General features: G+C 41.5%; 14 protein-coding genes. 12 read left to right on the top strand and 2 right to left on the bottom strand.

Annotated elements, in window-relative coordinates; genetic code table 11:
- Window positions 1–10 precede the first annotated feature (10 nt).
- Genes tmk through IMPJCBKJ_RS05825 form a run of 5 tightly spaced genes read left to right on the top strand, consistent with a single transcriptional unit; the run spans window position 11 to window position 4,516 of the window.
- Entirely contained in the window at window positions 11–637 is a 627-nt protein-coding gene (gene tmk / locus IMPJCBKJ_RS05845) for a dTMP kinase (protein WP_166339270.1), read from the top strand.
- A 1-nt stretch (window position 638) separates the two neighbouring features.
- Entirely contained in the window at window positions 639–1,532 is an 894-nt protein-coding gene (locus tag IMPJCBKJ_RS05840; RefSeq protein WP_166339268.1) for a DNA polymerase III subunit, read from the top strand.
- Between the two features lie 8 nt (window positions 1,533–1,540).
- Window positions 1,541–1,867, top strand: a complete 327-nt coding sequence (locus tag IMPJCBKJ_RS05835) for a PilZ domain-containing protein (protein ID WP_054554720.1) — start codon at window positions 1,541–1,543, stop codon at window positions 1,865–1,867.
- 13 nt (window positions 1,868–1,880) lie between these two features.
- Window positions 1,881–2,660 carry a YchF/TatD family DNA exonuclease gene (locus IMPJCBKJ_RS05830; protein WP_166339266.1) on the top strand — a complete coding sequence of 260 codons (780 nt, stop codon included), beginning with the start codon at window positions 1,881–1,883 and terminating at the stop codon, window positions 2,658–2,660.
- A 35-nt stretch (window positions 2,661–2,695) separates the two neighbouring features.
- Window positions 2,696–4,516 (top strand): alkaline phosphatase D family protein, encoded by a 1,821-nt coding sequence (locus IMPJCBKJ_RS05825; RefSeq protein ID WP_166339401.1) that lies wholly within the window; start codon window positions 2,696–2,698, stop codon window positions 4,514–4,516.
- A gap of 257 nt (window positions 4,517–4,773) precedes the next feature.
- Here the strand turns inward: IMPJCBKJ_RS05825 and rsmF are convergent, their stop codons facing one another.
- Entirely contained in the window at window positions 4,774–6,213 is a 1,440-nt protein-coding gene (gene rsmF / locus IMPJCBKJ_RS05820; protein ID WP_166339264.1) for a 16S rRNA (cytosine(1407)-C(5))-methyltransferase RsmF, read from the bottom strand.
- 280 nt (window positions 6,214–6,493) lie between these two features.
- Here rsmF and IMPJCBKJ_RS05815 point away from each other — a divergent pair, with 280 nt between their 5' ends.
- The 5 genes from IMPJCBKJ_RS05815 to prpF all read left to right on the top strand — a co-directional run bounded on the left by IMPJCBKJ_RS05815 (window position 6,494) and on the right by prpF (window position 13,189).
- The gene (locus IMPJCBKJ_RS05815) at window positions 6,494–7,198 is read left to right on the top strand and encodes a GntR family transcriptional regulator (protein WP_054554723.1); all 705 of its coding nucleotides are present in this window, start codon (window positions 6,494–6,496) and stop codon (window positions 7,196–7,198) included.
- 84 nt (window positions 7,199–7,282) lie between these two features.
- The gene (gene prpB, locus IMPJCBKJ_RS05810) at window positions 7,283–8,158 is read left to right on the top strand and encodes a methylisocitrate lyase (protein WP_054554724.1); all 876 of its coding nucleotides are present in this window, start codon (window positions 7,283–7,285) and stop codon (window positions 8,156–8,158) included.
- 24 nt (window positions 8,159–8,182) lie between these two features.
- A complete protein-coding gene (gene prpC / locus IMPJCBKJ_RS05805; protein WP_166339262.1) occupies window positions 8,183–9,307 on the top strand; it encodes a 2-methylcitrate synthase in 1,125 nt (374 codons plus the stop codon).
- Between the two features lie 117 nt (window positions 9,308–9,424).
- On the top strand, window positions 9,425–12,016 hold the full coding sequence (gene acnD, locus IMPJCBKJ_RS05800; protein WP_166339260.1) for a Fe/S-dependent 2-methylisocitrate dehydratase AcnD: 2,592 nt from the start codon (window positions 9,425–9,427) through the stop codon (window positions 12,014–12,016).
- A 3-nt stretch (window positions 12,017–12,019) separates the two neighbouring features.
- Window positions 12,020–13,189: a 2-methylaconitate cis-trans isomerase PrpF gene (gene prpF / locus IMPJCBKJ_RS05795; RefSeq protein ID WP_166339258.1), complete on the top strand. Its 1,170-nt coding sequence runs from the start codon at window positions 12,020–12,022 to the stop codon at window positions 13,187–13,189.
- Between the two features lie 40 nt (window positions 13,190–13,229).
- Here the strand turns inward: prpF and IMPJCBKJ_RS05790 are convergent, their stop codons facing one another.
- Entirely contained in the window at window positions 13,230–14,138 is a 909-nt protein-coding gene (locus IMPJCBKJ_RS05790) for a transporter substrate-binding domain-containing protein (protein ID WP_166339256.1), read from the bottom strand.
- A 194-nt stretch (window positions 14,139–14,332) separates the two neighbouring features.
- Here IMPJCBKJ_RS05790 and IMPJCBKJ_RS05785 point away from each other — a divergent pair, with 194 nt between their 5' ends.
- Together IMPJCBKJ_RS05785 and IMPJCBKJ_RS05780 are read left to right on the top strand one after the other, a co-directional pair.
- A complete protein-coding gene (locus IMPJCBKJ_RS05785) occupies window positions 14,333–16,279 on the top strand; it encodes a glycoside hydrolase family 97 protein (RefSeq protein WP_166339254.1) in 1,947 nt (648 codons plus the stop codon).
- A gap of 193 nt (window positions 16,280–16,472) precedes the next feature.
- The gene (locus IMPJCBKJ_RS05780; RefSeq protein WP_054554730.1) at window positions 16,473–16,787 is read left to right on the top strand and encodes a multidrug efflux SMR transporter; all 315 of its coding nucleotides are present in this window, start codon (window positions 16,473–16,475) and stop codon (window positions 16,785–16,787) included.
- Window positions 16,788–17,205 lie beyond the last annotated feature (418 nt).

Below are 17,205 nucleotides of genomic sequence, written 5' to 3'. Positions count from 1 at the left end.
ATTGAGTCATATGACAGCGAAATTTATAGTGATAGAAGGCCTAGAAGGGGCCGGAAAATCAACGGCTATTGCCGTATGCCAAGCTTATTTAGAAAACAAGCAAGTCGATTTTATTAATGTACGTGAGCCTGGCGGTACAGCTATGGCTGAAGAGCTGCGTAATATCGTCAAACAGGCTCACCAAGAAACAGTGACGAGTGAAACAGAGCTGTTAATCATGTATGCAGCACGTTCGCAATTGGTTGCTAATGTTATTAATCCGGCACTTGAAAAGGGCACTTGGGTTTTAGGTGATCGCCATGATCTTTCATCACAAGCATATCAAGGTGGTGGTCGTGGTATTGAACAGATTAAACTCTCTTTTTTAGCTGATATGGTGCTAAATGGTTTAAAACCTGATTTAACCATTTATTTAGACATTGACCCAGCTGTGGGTCTTGCTCGCGCTAAAGGACGTGGTGAACTTGATCGTATCGAACAAGAAGCATTAGACTTTTTTGAGCGCACTCGCGCACGCTACCTTGAAATAGCTAAAACTGATAGCAGTATCAAAATTGTGGATGCAAACCAAACAATGCCAGAAGTACATGCGGCAATCACAACTGTGCTTGATAACTTTTTTGCAGGTTTAAATTAATATGCCTTTGCCGTGGCTTGAAGGGCTTTATCAGCAACTTGCGCAAAGTTTTGCACAGCAACGCTTTCATCATGCACAGCTATTTAATGGTGATAAAGGAGTTGGCAAGCAACGTTTAGTCGATTCGCTCGCTGATGGGTTACTTTGTGCGTCACCTGTAAACTTAAAAGTCTGTGGCAATTGTAAAAGCTGCCAACTAAATCAAGCGGGTACTCATCCTGATAAACGCGTTGTAAAAGTAGAAGGCCAAACAATAGGCGTTGATGAAATTCGGGAGATCAGTGATTTTATCAACCATTCAGCAGCGCAAAATGGTAACAAAGTAGTGGTGCTTGAACAGTGTCACAAAATGACCACTGCAGCGGCTAATGCTTTATTAAAAACCCTTGAAGAGCCAAGTTTGCGCCGTTATTTATTGTTAACGTGCGAACAAACAGCATTATTACCTGCAACAATTTTAAGTCGCTGTGCGGTACACGAAATAAAGGTTAACCCAGAATATACAACACAATGGTTAGCATCACTGAACATTGCTAATTATTCATGGTTAGAGTTGTTCGCTAGACAGCCACTGCTTGTTCAGCAGTGGCAAAATGATAACCAACTTGAAGCTATTGATTCACTCTTTAAATTTGCAACTAAGCTAAAAGACAGCCATAATTTCAGTGCGTTAGTCGACATCCTTAATAAAGATCATAGCTTGGTTAATGTATTTGCCTTGTTTTTAACAGAGCATCTTAAAACGCAATTAGTATTAGGAATGGACTTTTTCAATTATCAAAAAGCACAATCTGCTATTTCAGAGTTTCTTTATAACAGCTCGCATGTGCTTGGCTTAAATATGGATCTAGCCATTTCACAATTAGCGTTTACTTTACGTGAAAGTCAAAATTAGGATATATCGTGCAAGAATTATTAGTAGATATCGAAGACTTAGAAGAATTATACCGCTGTTACATGCCTTATCTAAAAAATGGTGGTTTGTTTGTTCGCACTAATATGCGCTTTGAAATGGGTCATTCATTGGCTTTAAAAGTCACATTACCAGATGCACTCGAAGATGATGTAGTAACGGGTAAAGTTGCTTGGATCACACCACAAGGTGCACAAAGCTCAAACCCACCAGGTATCGGTGTTAATTTTATCGATGATAAAACCAATTTAAATGCGAAAATCGAAAAACTACTCGGTACTATGTTAAACTCAGGCAATCCGACCTATACCATGTAATAAAAGTAGTACCATGATTGTAGATTCTCATTGTCATTTAGATCGTTTAGATTTTGATAAACTCGACTTAGACTTAGACCAAGTACTCGATAATGCTCGTGCAAAGAAAGTAGAACACTTTTTATGTGTAAGCGTAACTTTAGATCAATTCCCAAGTATGCTGGATAAAATTAAGAACTATCCAGATGTTTCTGCATCATGTGGTGTGCATCCACTCGATCAAAAAGACGCACTCGATAAGCAAAAGCTAATTTCACTTGCAAGCCACGACAAAGTGGTGGCAATTGGCGAAACGGGTCTTGATTACTATTACTCAAAAGACACTCATATTGTTCAGCAAGAGAGTTTCGTCGGTCATATCGACGTTGCCAATGAGCTAAATAAGCCGCTTATTATTCATACACGAGATGCCAGAGAAGACACCATCAACTTAATGCGCGCTCACAATGCCGAGAAGTGTGGTGGTGTATTGCATTGCTTTACAGAAAACTGGGAAATGGCCAAAAAAGCCATTGATATGGGCTTTTATATTTCGATTTCGGGCATTGTTACGTTTAAAAATGCCGTAGAGTTAAAAGACGTTGTAAAGCAAATTCCGCTAGATCGCTTACTAATCGAAACAGATTCACCGTATTTAGCGCCTGTTCCATATCGTGGTAAAACAAATCAACCAGCCTATGTTGAAGATGTCGCTTATTACATCGCTGAGTTAAAAGGACTTACTTTTAACGAATTAGCTGAAGCAACAACTAACAACTTTTATTCGTTGTTCAATCAGGCTAAAAGGGCGTAATAGTGCACGGCGTATCGAACTTACCTCAGTTAGTAATGGGGCCAATGGTACGCCGAGCAGATTCAGAGCGAGTGTGCTTTCAATTTGTTACAACTAGGCCTTGCCACTACCGAATTGAGTTTAGCGGTGTTGAAATATTCTCTAGCTTAGAATCAATCCAATTAGGGCAACACCTTTACTTAAATTTCATCAATGTCATGCCTGTCAGTGGCCAGTTTGCAGTTGATTCACTGATCTATTATTCGTTACATGATGAAGAAAAAAGCCTTGATTTATCGTCTTATTGCTATGAACGTGCAGAATCTCCTGCATTTGTGATCCCAAATCGACTCGATAGAATTCTGCATGGTTCGTGTCGTAACCCTCATCACCCTGCAAAAGATAGCCTTGTAGCTGCAGATAATTGGCAAAATGATCAGCGCCAGTCACTTAATGCAGGTGCTGATCTATTATTGTTATCTGGCGATCAAATATATGCAGATGATGTCGCAGGGCCTATGCTGCTCGCGATTGAAAAAGTGATTAGCCTATTTGGTGTATTTCAAGAGCCAGCGCTTGATTTAGATTTACCAGCAGGGTTCGAGCAGCAACTTTATCAGCGCCATTTACACTTACCCAAAGTACCTTGGCAGAAACGGAGCAAATTTGGTGTTGGTTATTGGCTTAAAAAAGATGAGCCACACTTCTCAAGCTTAAAAGCTGAAAACCACTTAATCCATTTTCAAGAATTTCTAGCGCTTTATTTATTAAACTTCAGCGCGGTTACTTGGCAGCTAATTGAGTTTGAATCAATTGAATCCCCAGCATTAGCCCCTAAATACGCTAACCTATTTAAACTTGAAAAGGACGCACTGGTTGGCTTTGCAAATGGCCTTCAGAGTGTTGAAAGGTTATTCGCCAATGTGTCGACATTAATGATGTTTGATGATCATGATGTCACCGATGATTGGAACTTAACAGCAGGGTGGGAGCAGGCTATTTATCAGCACCCAGCTAGCCGTCGTATTGTAAATAATGGCCTGATTAGTTATTGGTTAATGCAAGGAATTGGTAATGATGCAGGTGATAACTCTTTGTCTTTATTACCCAGTTTTAAACAAAGCCTGCAACAACAGAGCTGGCATTTTAAAGATTTTGATAAGCTAATACTCAATTTTAACCATTGGCATTACGAGCTTAATACCATCCCCAAAGTTGTGGTTCTCGATACCCGAACCCATCGCTGGCGTAATGAGCAAAATTTCAATGAGCCATCAGGCTTACTTGATTGGGAAAGGCTCACTGAATTAGAAGAAAGCTTATTGTCTCACGATAAAGTGATTATTGTATCTCCAGCACCGGTGTTTGGTGTTAAATCGATTGAAGCAATTCAAGCGATTTTTAATTTTTGCGGGCAGCCATTGTTGGTTGATGTTGAAAACTGGATGGCCCATGAAGGTTCTGCTAAAAAGTTGTTAGATACTTTTCGCCGTGAAGATACACCAAAAGAAACCTTGATCCTCTCTGGTGATGTCCATTATTCATTTTGTTTTTCAGTGCAAAAGCGCTTTGGTAAACATAAAAACCGAATTTGGCAGTTGACTGCCAGTGGTATTAAAAATGAGTTCCCACGCAAACTTATTAATGTACTCGATAAACTCGACTCAATTTTATATGCCCCGAAAAGCCCACTTAACTTTTTCACTAAACGTTGGCAAATGGAAGTTGATAAACATCAAACCAAAGGCGAAGGACAAAAGTATTTGGTCAGTAATGCGGCTATCAGCTTAATTGAGCTCAATGACGGTTTACTTGCTAAATATGAACTTATTCACGCTGATAACCAAATAACTGAATTCGATTTAAACGATAATTAATCGAATACATTAGAATAAAAAAACGCCCAGAACGAATCCGCATTGTTCTGGGCTTAGGGGGTGGCTCGTGTGAGCCTGCGCTAACTATAAAAAAACACCTTCTAAATTCAGTAGGGAGAAGTAGAAAGTACTTTTAAGTGTAGTTAATCAGCAGGAAATTGCACGGTAAATGTACAAATTTTATACTGGTTTAAAATCAGTCTGTTACAGCTTTTTACCTAAATTAGTGCCTTATTTATACAGTCTTTATACGCAACTTATACCCAAGTTATCAACTGGGTATTTTGGACTAAATCGCGAGGTAAAGAGTTCTTAATTTTATTCTTTTGCCACTTACCTAGGCCTACCGGACAACCACATAACATTAAAACTACTTCACCATTATCTTGCGTTGGTTTTTCGAGCCGAATATCTTTACCGTTAAAGTAATCGTTTGCTTGGCAAGCAGACATCTCAAAGGTATTTTTATCGCAATCTTGGCCAAAGACAGTGGCAAACTCGTGAGTTAAGCGAACACCGCCTTTGTGGATCACACCAAGTTGAATACCTAAACGTGAGTATTTAATTTTATCTTGCAGTTCATCAAAGCCATCTGGAAACAACCAAAGCTCTTTATCACGTTGCATTAAGGTGCCTTGAAGTGATTTTAGACCGAACTGTTTTTTAATTGTTTGCATAAACGCCTGGCTTTGCTTTTTATCAAATTCGGCAAACGGAAATGCGCCTTTTTTAACTTTTTGATTTGGGTTATCGCTTGATGCTATTTTCTTAAATTTAGCGATGAAGAAACCTTCACTGTCGTAAGTTTGCGGCCAAACATGCAAATAACCTTCGCTGGTTGTCGCTTTGTCTGCGCCATCAAACAGGCTGTCGAGCGATTGTACCTCGATGCAATCAGGAAACTCTGCTAATAGATACTCACACACTTGTTGGTTCTCAAGCGGTGTTAAAGTACAGGTCGAATAAACTAATGTGCCGCCAGGCTTTAAGGCATAAAAGGCACTTTTTATAAGGGCTTTTTGCACAGCAGCAATATCAATATTAGATTCGATTGACCAATTCTTTAGGGCGTCTGCATCTTTACGAACCGTGCCTTCACCTGAACACGGGGCATCTAGCAAAATACTGTCGAAGCACTCATACATGTAATCCCCAAAGATCACACCGTCAAAATGTGATAATGCACAATTACCTACGCCCATACGTTTAAGGGTTGCTGCTAATACTTTTAAGCGTGACGATGACAATTCATTGGCCACTAACACGCCACTATTATCCATCATGGCGGCGATTTGTGATGTTTTTGAACCTGGTGCCGATGCCATATCAAGTACCGCGTCGCTTTGCTTAACTTCGGCTCTCAGTGCTACCGGCGGTAACATTGAGCTGGCTTCTTGCACATACATAGCACCACTTAAGTGTAAATCGGTATTACCGATTGCAAGGGCGGCTTCTTCGTCGCTTGGTCGTGTTAGCCAGAATCCTTCTTCGCACCATGGAATTGCTGTTAACTCCCATCCTTTGTTAGCGCATTGACGCTGAAATTCTGCGACTGACATTTTTAATGTATTTACGCGAACAGATCGTCTTAGTGGGCGGCGACAGGCTGCAATAAAGTCGTCTAATGATAAATGTTCAGGAAGGTAGCTTTTTACATCATCAATAAATGAGTCAGGAATATATGTATTAGCGTCCACTAAATGGCTCTCACATCACGTAATAATAGCTGGATCATACCATTTATAGCGCTATCAGGGGATATTTTTAGCTTTTTAACAGTGAGATTGAAGTGTCGACACATTGCTAATATAAATGTTCTTTATAGCCATTATTTTTGATAAATATCAATTTATGTCGACATTTTGTTGGTTTTTTAGTCTGTTTTTCCGATCTCAAGGTTGACAGTTTCAATGATAGGGCGCATAGTGAACGCACAAATTGTCGACAATCTTAATTTAGTACTTTGATAGACCTATTATGACAGAGCAAAAAGCCAACGATAACTACAACGATATCACGATAACAACAGCATCAGACCAAGTGTTTGTCGACATGCGTCGTGAAATTGTCCAAGGCACCATCGAGCAGGGTAGTAAAATTTCTGAGCCAGAACTTGCTAAACGCTATGGTGTAAGCCGTGCCACCTTACGTGAGGCACTAAATCGTTTAGAGAGCTGTTATTTGGTAGAGCGTAAAGCGAATGTCGGTTGTCGTGTTGTTGCGCTAACCGCCGAGCGTTTAATCGAAGTCTATCAGGTTCGTAGTGCCTTAGAAGGGCTAGCTTGTCGGTTAGCTGCCGACAACATGGAACCTGAAGAAGTACAGGGTTTAAAACAGTTATTGAATCAGCACTTACAAACACAGCGTGTAAAAGAAGGTGAATCATACTACCAAGAAGCGGGCGACCTTGATTTTCATTATCGCATTATTAAAGGGTCGAAAAACGCACACTTAATTCATCTGTTATGTAATGAGTTGTACCAGTTAATTCGTATGTACCGTGTACAAATGGGGATGGTTGGGCCACGTGTATCAAAAGCGTTTGATGAACACTTGGCTATTATTAATGCCATTGAAAACCATGACGGTGAATTAGCCGAAATGCTTATGAAACGCCATATTAGTGCGTCTCAGGCAAATATTCAGACGAAGTTTGACTTACTCGCAGCAAAAAATCAGTAGCGCCGTAGTTAAACAGTCACAATTTAGATTTAAAAAATAGAGTTAGCCAAAGAGCTGAAACCGTTCAAAGATAGGAGTTATCCAATGTCAGCAGGATTAAAATTCAAACAGGCAATCGCCAACAACAAGCCATTGCAAGTGGTTGGCACCGTCAACGCGTACTGCGCAATGATGGCAGAGAAAACAGGCCACCAAGCACTTTACCTCTCAGGTGCGGGTGTTGCTAACGCATCATACGGCATGCCAGATTTAGGTATGACTAGCCTTGATAACGTACTTGAAGATATTCGTCGAATCACCAGCGCTACCGACTTACCGCTTCTTGTTGATGCTGACACAGGTTGGGGCGGTGCTTTTAATATTGCTCGTACCGTTAAAGAAATGACCAAAGCAGGCGCAGCGGGCTTCCATATTGAAGACCAAGTAGCACAAAAACGTTGTGGTCACCGTCCTAATAAAGAGATCGTGTCTAAAGATGAAATGGTTGACCGTATTAAAGCGGCGGTTGATGCCAAAACAGACAGTGATTTTTATATTATGGCGCGTACTGATGCATTCCAAAAAGAAGGCTTAAATGCCGCGATTGACCGCGCCGCAGCGTGTGTTGAAGCTGGTGCAGACGCTATCTTTGCAGAAGCGGTACATGATTTAGCAGATTATCAAGCGTTTGCTAAAGCGTTAAATGTGCCAATTCTTGCGAACATCACCGAATTTGGTCAAACACCGCTTTATACAACTGAGCAATTAAGTGAAGTGGGTGTTGAAATTGTACTTTATCCACTTAGTGCATTTAGAGCGATGAACAAAGCCGCACTTAATGTGTATTCGTCTATTCTTAGCGAAGGCTCGCAACAAAGCCAAGTAGACAATATGCAAACACGTGCGGAATTATATGAGTTTTTAGATTATCACTCATATGAAAACACACTCGATAACCTTTTCTCAGCTAAAAAATCATAACGACAACATATAAGGAGAACACTCATGGTAGATAAAGCATTAGGCGGCGCAGGTTTACGTGGTCAAGTAGCAGGTGAAACAGCTCTGTGTACAGTAGGTAAGTCAGGTTCAGGTTTAACTTATTGTGGTTATGATATTAGTGAATTAGCAGATAAAGCGCAGTTTGAAGAAGTGTCTTTTTTACTGTCGCGCGGTGAATTACCAACACAGTCTGAGCTGACTGAATATAAAGCAAAGCTAAAATCACTTCGTGGTTTACCTGACGCACTAAAAACTGTGCTTGAGAACATTCCTAAAGACGCGCATCCAATGGATGTAATGCGTACGGGTTGTTCAATGCTAGGTAACCTAGAAATGGAGCAAGACTTCTCACAGGCGAATGATGCGATTGACCGCATGGTTGCTGTATTCCCAAGCATTATTTGTTACTGGTATCGTTTTAGCCATGACGGCGTTCGTATTGAAACTGAAACAGATGATGATTCGGTAGGTGCACACTTCTTACGTTTATTACATGACGAAGCACCATCAGCACTGTTTGAGCAAGTAATGAATGTGTCTTTAATTCTTTATGCGGAGCATGAGTTTAATGCATCAACATTCACTGCGCGTGTGTGTGCATCAACATTGTCTGATATTCACTCTTGTGTAACGGGTGCAATTGGTAGCTTACGTGGTCCACTTCATGGTGGTGCGAACGAAGCGGCTATGGATATGATTGAAGGCTTTACAAGTGCAGACCAAGCTGAAGATGCGCTGATGGGCATGCTTGAGCGTAAAGACAAGATCATGGGCTTTGGTCACGCTATTTACCGTGAATCAGATCCACGTAACGTGATCATCAAAAAATGGTCAGAAAAGCTGGCTGCAGAAGTGGGTGACGATGTTCTATATCCTGTATCTGTTCGATGTGAAGAAGTTATGTGGCGTGAAAAGAAATTATTCTGTAATGCTGATTTCTTCCATGCATCTGCGTATCACTTCATGGGTATCCCAACTAAGTTATTTACGCCAATTTTCGTGATGAGCCGTGTAACAGGTTGGACAGCACACGTGAAAGAGCAACGTGCTAATAACCGTATTATTCGCCCAAGTGCCGATTATACTGGCCCAGAAGCGCGTAGCTACACGCCAATTTCTGAGCGTTAATCGTTAATTAAATCAGTGATAGGGGTGGCTTGGCTACCCCTTTATGAAGGGGCGAAATAAATACAAAAACAATCAGCCCACCTTTGTTCACCGTCACCAAGTACAAGTAGAATCATCATGAATACAAATTTTAGAAAACCATTAGCAGGCACCGGCGTCGATTACTTTGATACGCGTGCTGCTGTTGATGCAATTAAACCGGGCAGCTATGCCACACTTCCTTATACATCGCGAGTACTTGCCGAAAACTTAGTTCGTCGCTGTGAACCTGAAATGCTAAATGATGCACTGTCGCAATTGATTGACCGTAAGCGTGATCTAGATTTTCCATGGTTTCCTGCGCGCGTTGTGTGTCACGACATCTTAGGTCAAACAGCGTTAGTTGATTTAGCAGGCCTGCGTGATGCCATAGCTGCAAAAGGCGGCGATCCTGCAAAAGTAAACCCTGTGGTACCGACACAGTTAATTGTTGACCATTCATTAGCGGTTGAACACGCAGGTTTTGAACCTGACGCATTTGAAAAAAATCGTGCTATTGAAGACCGTCGTAACGATGACCGATTCCACTTTATTAATTGGACGAAAACAGCATTTAAAAATATTGATGTGATCCCGCCGGGTAACGGCATTATGCATCAAATCAATTTAGAAAAAATGTCACCTGTGATCCAAAAACGTGACGGCGTGGCATTCCCAGATACATTAGTTGGTACAGATAGCCACACACCTATGGTCGATGCATTAGGTGTTATTGCAGTCGGTGTAGGTGGTCTTGAAGCTGAAAGCGTGATGCTTGGCCGTGCATCTTACATGCGTTTACCTGATATTGTGGGTGTTGAGCTCAAAGGCAAGCCACAACCGGGTATTACTGCAACCGATATCGTATTAGCGATCACCGAATTTTTACGTAATGAAAGAGTTGTATCGACCTACCTTGAGTTTTATGGCGAAGGTGCCGATGCACTTACCTTAGGCGATAGAGCAACTATTTCTAATATGACGCCAGAGTTTGGCGCAACAGCTGCGATGTTTTACATTGATGACAACACGCTTGATTATCTACGTTTAACAGGCCGTGAAGAAGAGCAAGTTAAACTCGTCGAAACTTACGCGAAAGAAACTGGCCTTTGGAGTGATAGCCTTAAAACGGCAGAATATGAGCGTGTGTTAACCTTTGATCTATCATCAGTTGGTCGCAATATTGCGGGCCCTTCAAATCCACATCGCCGTGTTGCAACAAGCGAACTTGATAAAGCGGGTATCACTGGCGCCTTAGAGAATGAAGAAGGCTTAATGCCAGATGGTGCCTGTATCATTGCTGCAATCACAAGTTGTACGAATACTAGTAATCCACGCAATGTTATTGCCGCAGGTTTACTTGCGCGTAATGCTAACGCTAAAGGGTTAACTCGTAAGCCATGGGTTAAAACATCACTGGCACCGGGTTCTAAAGCGGTTAAGTCTTACTTAGAAGAAGCCAATTTATTACCTGAGCTTGAACAACTAGGTTTTGGTATCGTTGCCTTTGCATGTACAACCTGTAACGGCATGAGTGGTGCGCTTGAACCAAAAATTCAGCAAGAAGTGATTGACCGCGACTTATACGCAACCGCTGTACTTTCGGGTAACCGTAACTTCGATGGTCGTATTCATCCTTATGCTAAACAAGCATTCTTAGCTTCACCGCCGCTGGTTGTTGCTTATGCTATCGCCGGTACTATTCGTTTTGATATCGAAAAAGATGTATTAGGGCATGATCAACAAGGTAACGAAATTCGCCTTATGGATTTATGGCCAACAGATGAAGAAATTGATGCAGTGATCAAACAAAGTGTTAAACCTGAACAATTTAAAAAGGTTTACGAGCCAATGTTTGACTTAAGTGTAGATTACGGTGAAGACAACGATCCACTTTACCAATGGCGTCCACAAAGTACCTATATTCGTCGTCCTCCTTATTGGGAAGGCGCATTAGCGGGTGAACGCTCTCTTAGTGATATGCGTGCATTAGCTGTGTTGGGCGACAACATCACTACTGATCACTTATCACCTTCGAATGCGATTTTAGCGTCAAGTGCTGCTGGTGAATACCTGGCTAAAATGGGTCTCCCAGAAGAAGATTTTAACTCCTATGCTACTCACCGAGGTGACCATTTAACAGCACAGCGTGCTACATTCGCTAACCCTAAGTTATTGAATGAAATGGTTAAAGAAAATGGTGAAGTGAAGCAAGGTTCATATGCTCGCATTGAACCAGAAGGCAAAGTGACGCGTATGTGGGAAGCTATCGAAACCTACATGCAGCGCAAACAACCGCTTATCATTGTAGCTGGTGCCGATTATGGTCAAGGTTCGTCACGTGACTGGGCTGCAAAAGGTGTTCGCCTAGCTGGTGTTCAAGTGATTGCAGCAGAAGGCTTTGAGCGTATTCACCGCACTAACTTAATTGGTATGGGCGTATTACCGCTTGAGTTTAAAGCAGGCACGACACGAACTACGCTAGGTATTGATGGTAGTGAGAGTTTTAGTGTCAAAGGTGAGCCAACACCAGGCGCAACACTGACATTAGTAATTACTCGTGCCAATGGTGAAACCGTTGAAGTACCAATGACGTGTCGTTTAGATACCGCTGAAGAAGTGTCAATTTATTCAGCGGGTGGTGTACTGCAACGTTTCGCGCAAGATTTTTTAGAATCTGAGGAGCACTAAGCGATGGCGTTTAAACCACAAATTAAGGTGCCAGCGACCTATATGCGTGGCGGCACCAGTAAAGGGGTTTTCTTTAACTTAACTGACTTACCTGAGCCTGCCCAAGTGGCAGGTGAGGCGCGCGATAACCTGTTGTTACGTGTGATTGGTAGCCCCGATCCTTACCAAAAACAAACTGATGGTATGGGCGGTGCAACCTCAAGTACCAGTAAGACGGTAATATTATCAAAAAGCGCGAAACCTGATCACGATGTTGATTATCTATTTGGTCAAGTAGCTATCGATAAAGCGTTTGTTGATTGGAGTGGTAACTGCGGAAATTTAACTTCTGCAGTCGGAGCCTTTGCTGTGTCGAACGGCCTTGTTGATGCCAGCAAAATTCCAGACAACGGCGTTGTCGAAGTTAAAGTTTGGCAAGTCAATATTAGTAAAACCATTATAGTACATGTGCCAATTACTAACGGCGAAGTGCAAGAAACCGGTGATTTTGAGCTTGATGGCGTGACCTTTCCAGCCGCTGAAGTAAAACTTGAATTTATGGACCCTGCAGATGGCGAAGGGGCCTTATTCCCAACAGGTAACTTAGTCGATGAGCTAGAAGTGCCGGGTATTGGTATGTTGTCTGCAACGATGATCAATGCGGGTATTCCTACAGTTTTCATTAACGCCAGTGAAGTTGGCTATGATGGCACAGAGCTGCAAGAAGCCATTAACGGTGATGCATCGGCACTTGAAAAATTAGAAACAATTCGAGCCTACGGGGCGTTGAAAATGGGGCTAATTTCTCATATTGATGAAGCAAAGGCACGCCAACATACGCCAAAAGTAGCTTGGGTAGCACCTGCTAAAACGTATCACGCATCAAGCGGTAAAGTTGTCAGTGATACAGATATTGATTTAGTGGTACGTGCTATGTCGATGGGTAAATTGCACCATGCTATGATGGGCACGGCTGCGGTAGCAATAGGTACTGCAGCTGCCATACCTGGAACTTTAGTAAATCTTGCTGCAGGCGGTGGTGAGCGACAAGAGGTAAACTTTGGTCATCCTTCTGGCACTTTAAAAGTCGGCGCTGCTGCAACACTTGTTGATGGCAATTGGCAAGTCACTAAAGCAAGTATGAGCCGAAGTGCGCGTGTGTTGATGGAAGGCTGGGTTAGAGTGCCCGAGTAGTACTCAATCGCGTACTGATATAATCAAAATAAAGCGGCGGTTACGCCGCTTTGTCTGATCCGTAGCACTGTTGTTTCATTCTTTCAATATATTCATCAAACTTGCCGCTTTGTTGCATCAGTTCAATTTCATCATTTAAATCTTGTAAAACTTTTTGCCAGTGCGGCGTTGATTTACTAATAGAATAATAAAGCGGTTTGTATTCAAGCTTTGGTTCTAGCGCGACCAGTGATTCTAAAATTTGTCGTTTGCCGCTAATTGATAATTCAGACTTATAAACACTGGCTTTAAGAACTTCAAGGTCCGCCACAATCAGACTTACTCGATTACTTAGTAGAAGATGGATTAACTGGTATTCATTATTTGCGACGATTGTATCGATTTCTTTATTATCAATCATAGCATCGAGTTTTTTTGTGTTTTTATAAGAGCGGACTACACCAATAGGTAAATTCTCAACTGATTTTAAATCACCATTGAAAGGGATTTGATTTCCTTTTAACGCCACGAATGATAGATCTCCACCAGGTATTTCATGACTTAAAGCAAGTAAATTGTTGCGAGTTTTACTAAGAAAATTATCTGATACAACATCATCTTCAATGAAGTACTCAGGAAAAAGAATATCAGCGCGCCCTAATTCAGCTTCTCTAACGGCACGCGCCCATGGGTAGAAACCAATGTGTATGCCATAACCTTTTTCAAGAAGTGAGCTGACAGTAAATTGATAGAGCCAGCCCTTGTTACACAAGTTTTCGTCAATATAAGGAGGCCAATCTAAAGTGACGAGCTTTAAAACATGTTTGGCACTTAGGTTATAACCGTATCCGCCGTTGAAACGCACCGCTTCTTCAGTGACGATTTCACCATTTTTTTCAAAACTAACAGGTGTTAGACCCGCAAGGGCTTGATATGAAGCGAATAAAAAGAGCACTGTTAATAGTTTCATAAATTGTTTAAGTTTTTGTTATTTATCTAAAGCTTAGCCTTTTGTCGTAAATATACAACCTAGGAACTGTAACAATATCTAACGGATGGAGTACATTTTTCGATCACAGCTTATAGTTGTAGACTTGAGTGACAAAAAGTTTACATTTGTATTATGATATCACCTAATGCTTTTACAGCTTAAGGATAACAACAATGATAAAACTAAGTCTCTATATATCACTTCTCACAAGCTCTATGCTTGCTCACGCACAATTACCGCTTAGCGTTACAAGCCCTGATGGACAAATAACTGTAAAACTCGAAAAACAACAAAACCAGCTTGTTTATAGCGTAAATTATGGCAAGCAGGTTTTTTTGCAGCAATCAAAGCTTGGTTTAAATACCAACCTAGGTGATTTTTCACAAAGCCTCAAATATAAAAGCCATACAACTGCTTCAGTCAATGAAAGCTATAAACTGCATAATGCGAAGGTAAGTGACGTAAATTACACAGCGAATACACTCAAAGCGCAATTTGAAAACCAAGACGGCAGAATGCTTGGCGTCGAGTTTAATGTGTCTGATAGCGATGTTGCATTTCGTTATCAGATATCGGGAGCTGAAACAGATTCCCGTATCAAGGTGTTAGCTGAATACAGTGCTTTTAACCTACCAGATAATGCAACCACATTTATAAGTCCACAAGCCTTACCTGAAACGGGCTGGATGCAAACAAAACCAAGTTACGAAGAGCCTTACACCTTTAACGAAGCCCTTGGAACACCGTCAGCGAATGGCGTGGGCTATACATTTCCTGCATTATTTAAAAATAGCGATAAAGGTTGGCTTTTAATTTCAGAAACCGGTGTTGATAGCCATTATGTTGGCTCAAAATTAAGCGAAGGCACGAAAGACGGTGTATATCGTATTTCATTTCCTCAGGCCGGTGAAAACAATGGCATTGGTGCAACTTATGCCGCTATGGCAATGCCAGCAACCACACCTTGGCGTACCATCACGTTAGGAACAAGTTTAAAACCAATTGTTGAATCAACCGTGGCATTTGATTTGGTTAAACCACTTTATCAAGCAAGTCAAAATTATAAAATGGGTCGATCAACATGGAGCTGGATTGTTTGGCAAGACCCAAGTATCAACTACGATGACCAAATCAAATTTATTGACTTAGCTGCATCATTAAATTTTGAATATGTATTAATCGACAATTGGTGGGATAAAAACATTGGCCGCGAGAGAATGGCTGAATTGGTTAAGTACGCCAATGGAAAGGGCGTTGATGTTATTTTGTGGTACAACTCAAATGGCTGGTGGAATGATGCACCACAGACCCCACAAAATAGAATGAACAGTGCACCTGCACGTCGAAATGAAATGGCGTGGCTGCAAAGCATTGGTGTAAAAGGGCTGAAAGTAGACTTTTTTGGTGGTGATAAACAAGAAACCATTAAACTGTATGAAGATATTCTTACAGATGCAAATCAGCATGGTTTAGTGATCACCTTTCATGGCAGCACCATCCCGCGTGGCTGGGAAAGAATGTATCCTAACTTCGTCACTTCTGAAGCGGTACTGGCATCGGAGAACCTTGTTTTTCATCAAAATTCGTTAGATTTACATGCCTTTAACGCGACTATTTTACCATTCACTCGTAATGCTATTGGCGCTATGGATTTTGCCCCAGTGTTTTTAAACAAACGTTTATCGCAAGATCAAACCGTCGGCACTATTCGTAAAACCACAGATGCATTTGAACTGGCAACAGGTGTGCTTTATCAATCACCAGTGCAACATTTTGGCCTGACGCCAAATAACCTTGCAGAGCAACCCCAATTTGTTATTGATACTTTAAAGGCGATGCCAACGGTATGGGATGAAACACGCTATATTGCAGGTCAGCCGGGTCAAGATGCAACGATCGCAAGGCGTCATCAACAAACATGGTGGGTAGCAGCCGTGAATGGTGAAAATAAAGCCAAAACAGTAGATATTGATTTACCTATGTTAGCTGGTAAAAAAATCACCCTGTTGTTTGATAAAAAAGATGGCAGCGCTGGTACTAAGCAAGTCACAGTAAGTAACAGTGGCAAGTTAACCTTAAACTTATTAGCTCAAGGTGGCGCACTGATTATTGGTCGCTAACTGTGAGTTTATAGGCGACGAATAAAAGCCAAGTATAAAAAAGCGAGCAGATTGCTCGCTTTTTTGTGGCTATAGTTGCCTTGATAATTTGGGCGTGCTAAATTGCGCCGTGTGTGGTGATGTACTACACCGCTTTGAGGACGACCTTAAAGTTGAAATTAAATTCGGGGACGACCCCATAAAGAGGTCGACCATGAATTGGATCCTACTTATTGCTGCTGGCTTACTTGAAGTCGCTTGGGCTTATGGCTTAAAACAATCAGACGGTTTTACAAAACCCCTCATTTCATTCTTTACAATCTTAACCATGGCTGCCAGCTTTTATTGCTTAAGTGTGGCACTCAAATCATTACCACTTAGTTTGGCGTATGCGGTTTGGGTTGGTATCGGCGTTATTGGCTCTGCAATAATAGGCATGACACTATTAGCTGAAGGCGTGAGTCTATTAAAAATAGCCAGCTTACTACTGATCGCCCTTGGCATTATTGGTTTGAAACTCGCTAATTAATAAATTTTTTACTGCTCCTACTCAGTTTCATAACGTTAATTCAGGGTATGAGACTGAGAGCAAACGATTGGAGCAGTCGTGCGCTAACCAACTGAGCTACATATTTTAAATTTGGAACATTAAGAATTGGTACGACAGACTGGATTCGAACCACCGAATTTGGCGTGGGTCATTGAGAGTGTTAGTGCTCTAACCTACTGAGCTACGGTCGTACAGGCATTTAATTCTGAAGTAGATTAAATGTTTTGGTACGACCGACTGGATTCGAACCACCGAATTTGGCGTGAGTCATAGAGAGAGGTAGTGCTCTAACCAACTGAGCTACAGATGTTATAAATTTGGAACATTAAGAATTGGTACGACCGAGTGGATTCGAACCACCGATTTTGGCGTGGGTCATAGAGAGCGGTAGTGTTCT

Origin of the sequence: Pseudoalteromonas sp. MB47, from assembly GCF_011319765.1 — a bacterium.
GTDB classification, from domain to species: Bacteria; Pseudomonadota; Gammaproteobacteria; order Enterobacterales; family Alteromonadaceae; genus Pseudoalteromonas; species Pseudoalteromonas simplex.
The sequence above is the reverse complement of the archived record's forward strand: the minus strand, read 5'-3'. Positions and strand labels throughout refer to the sequence as shown.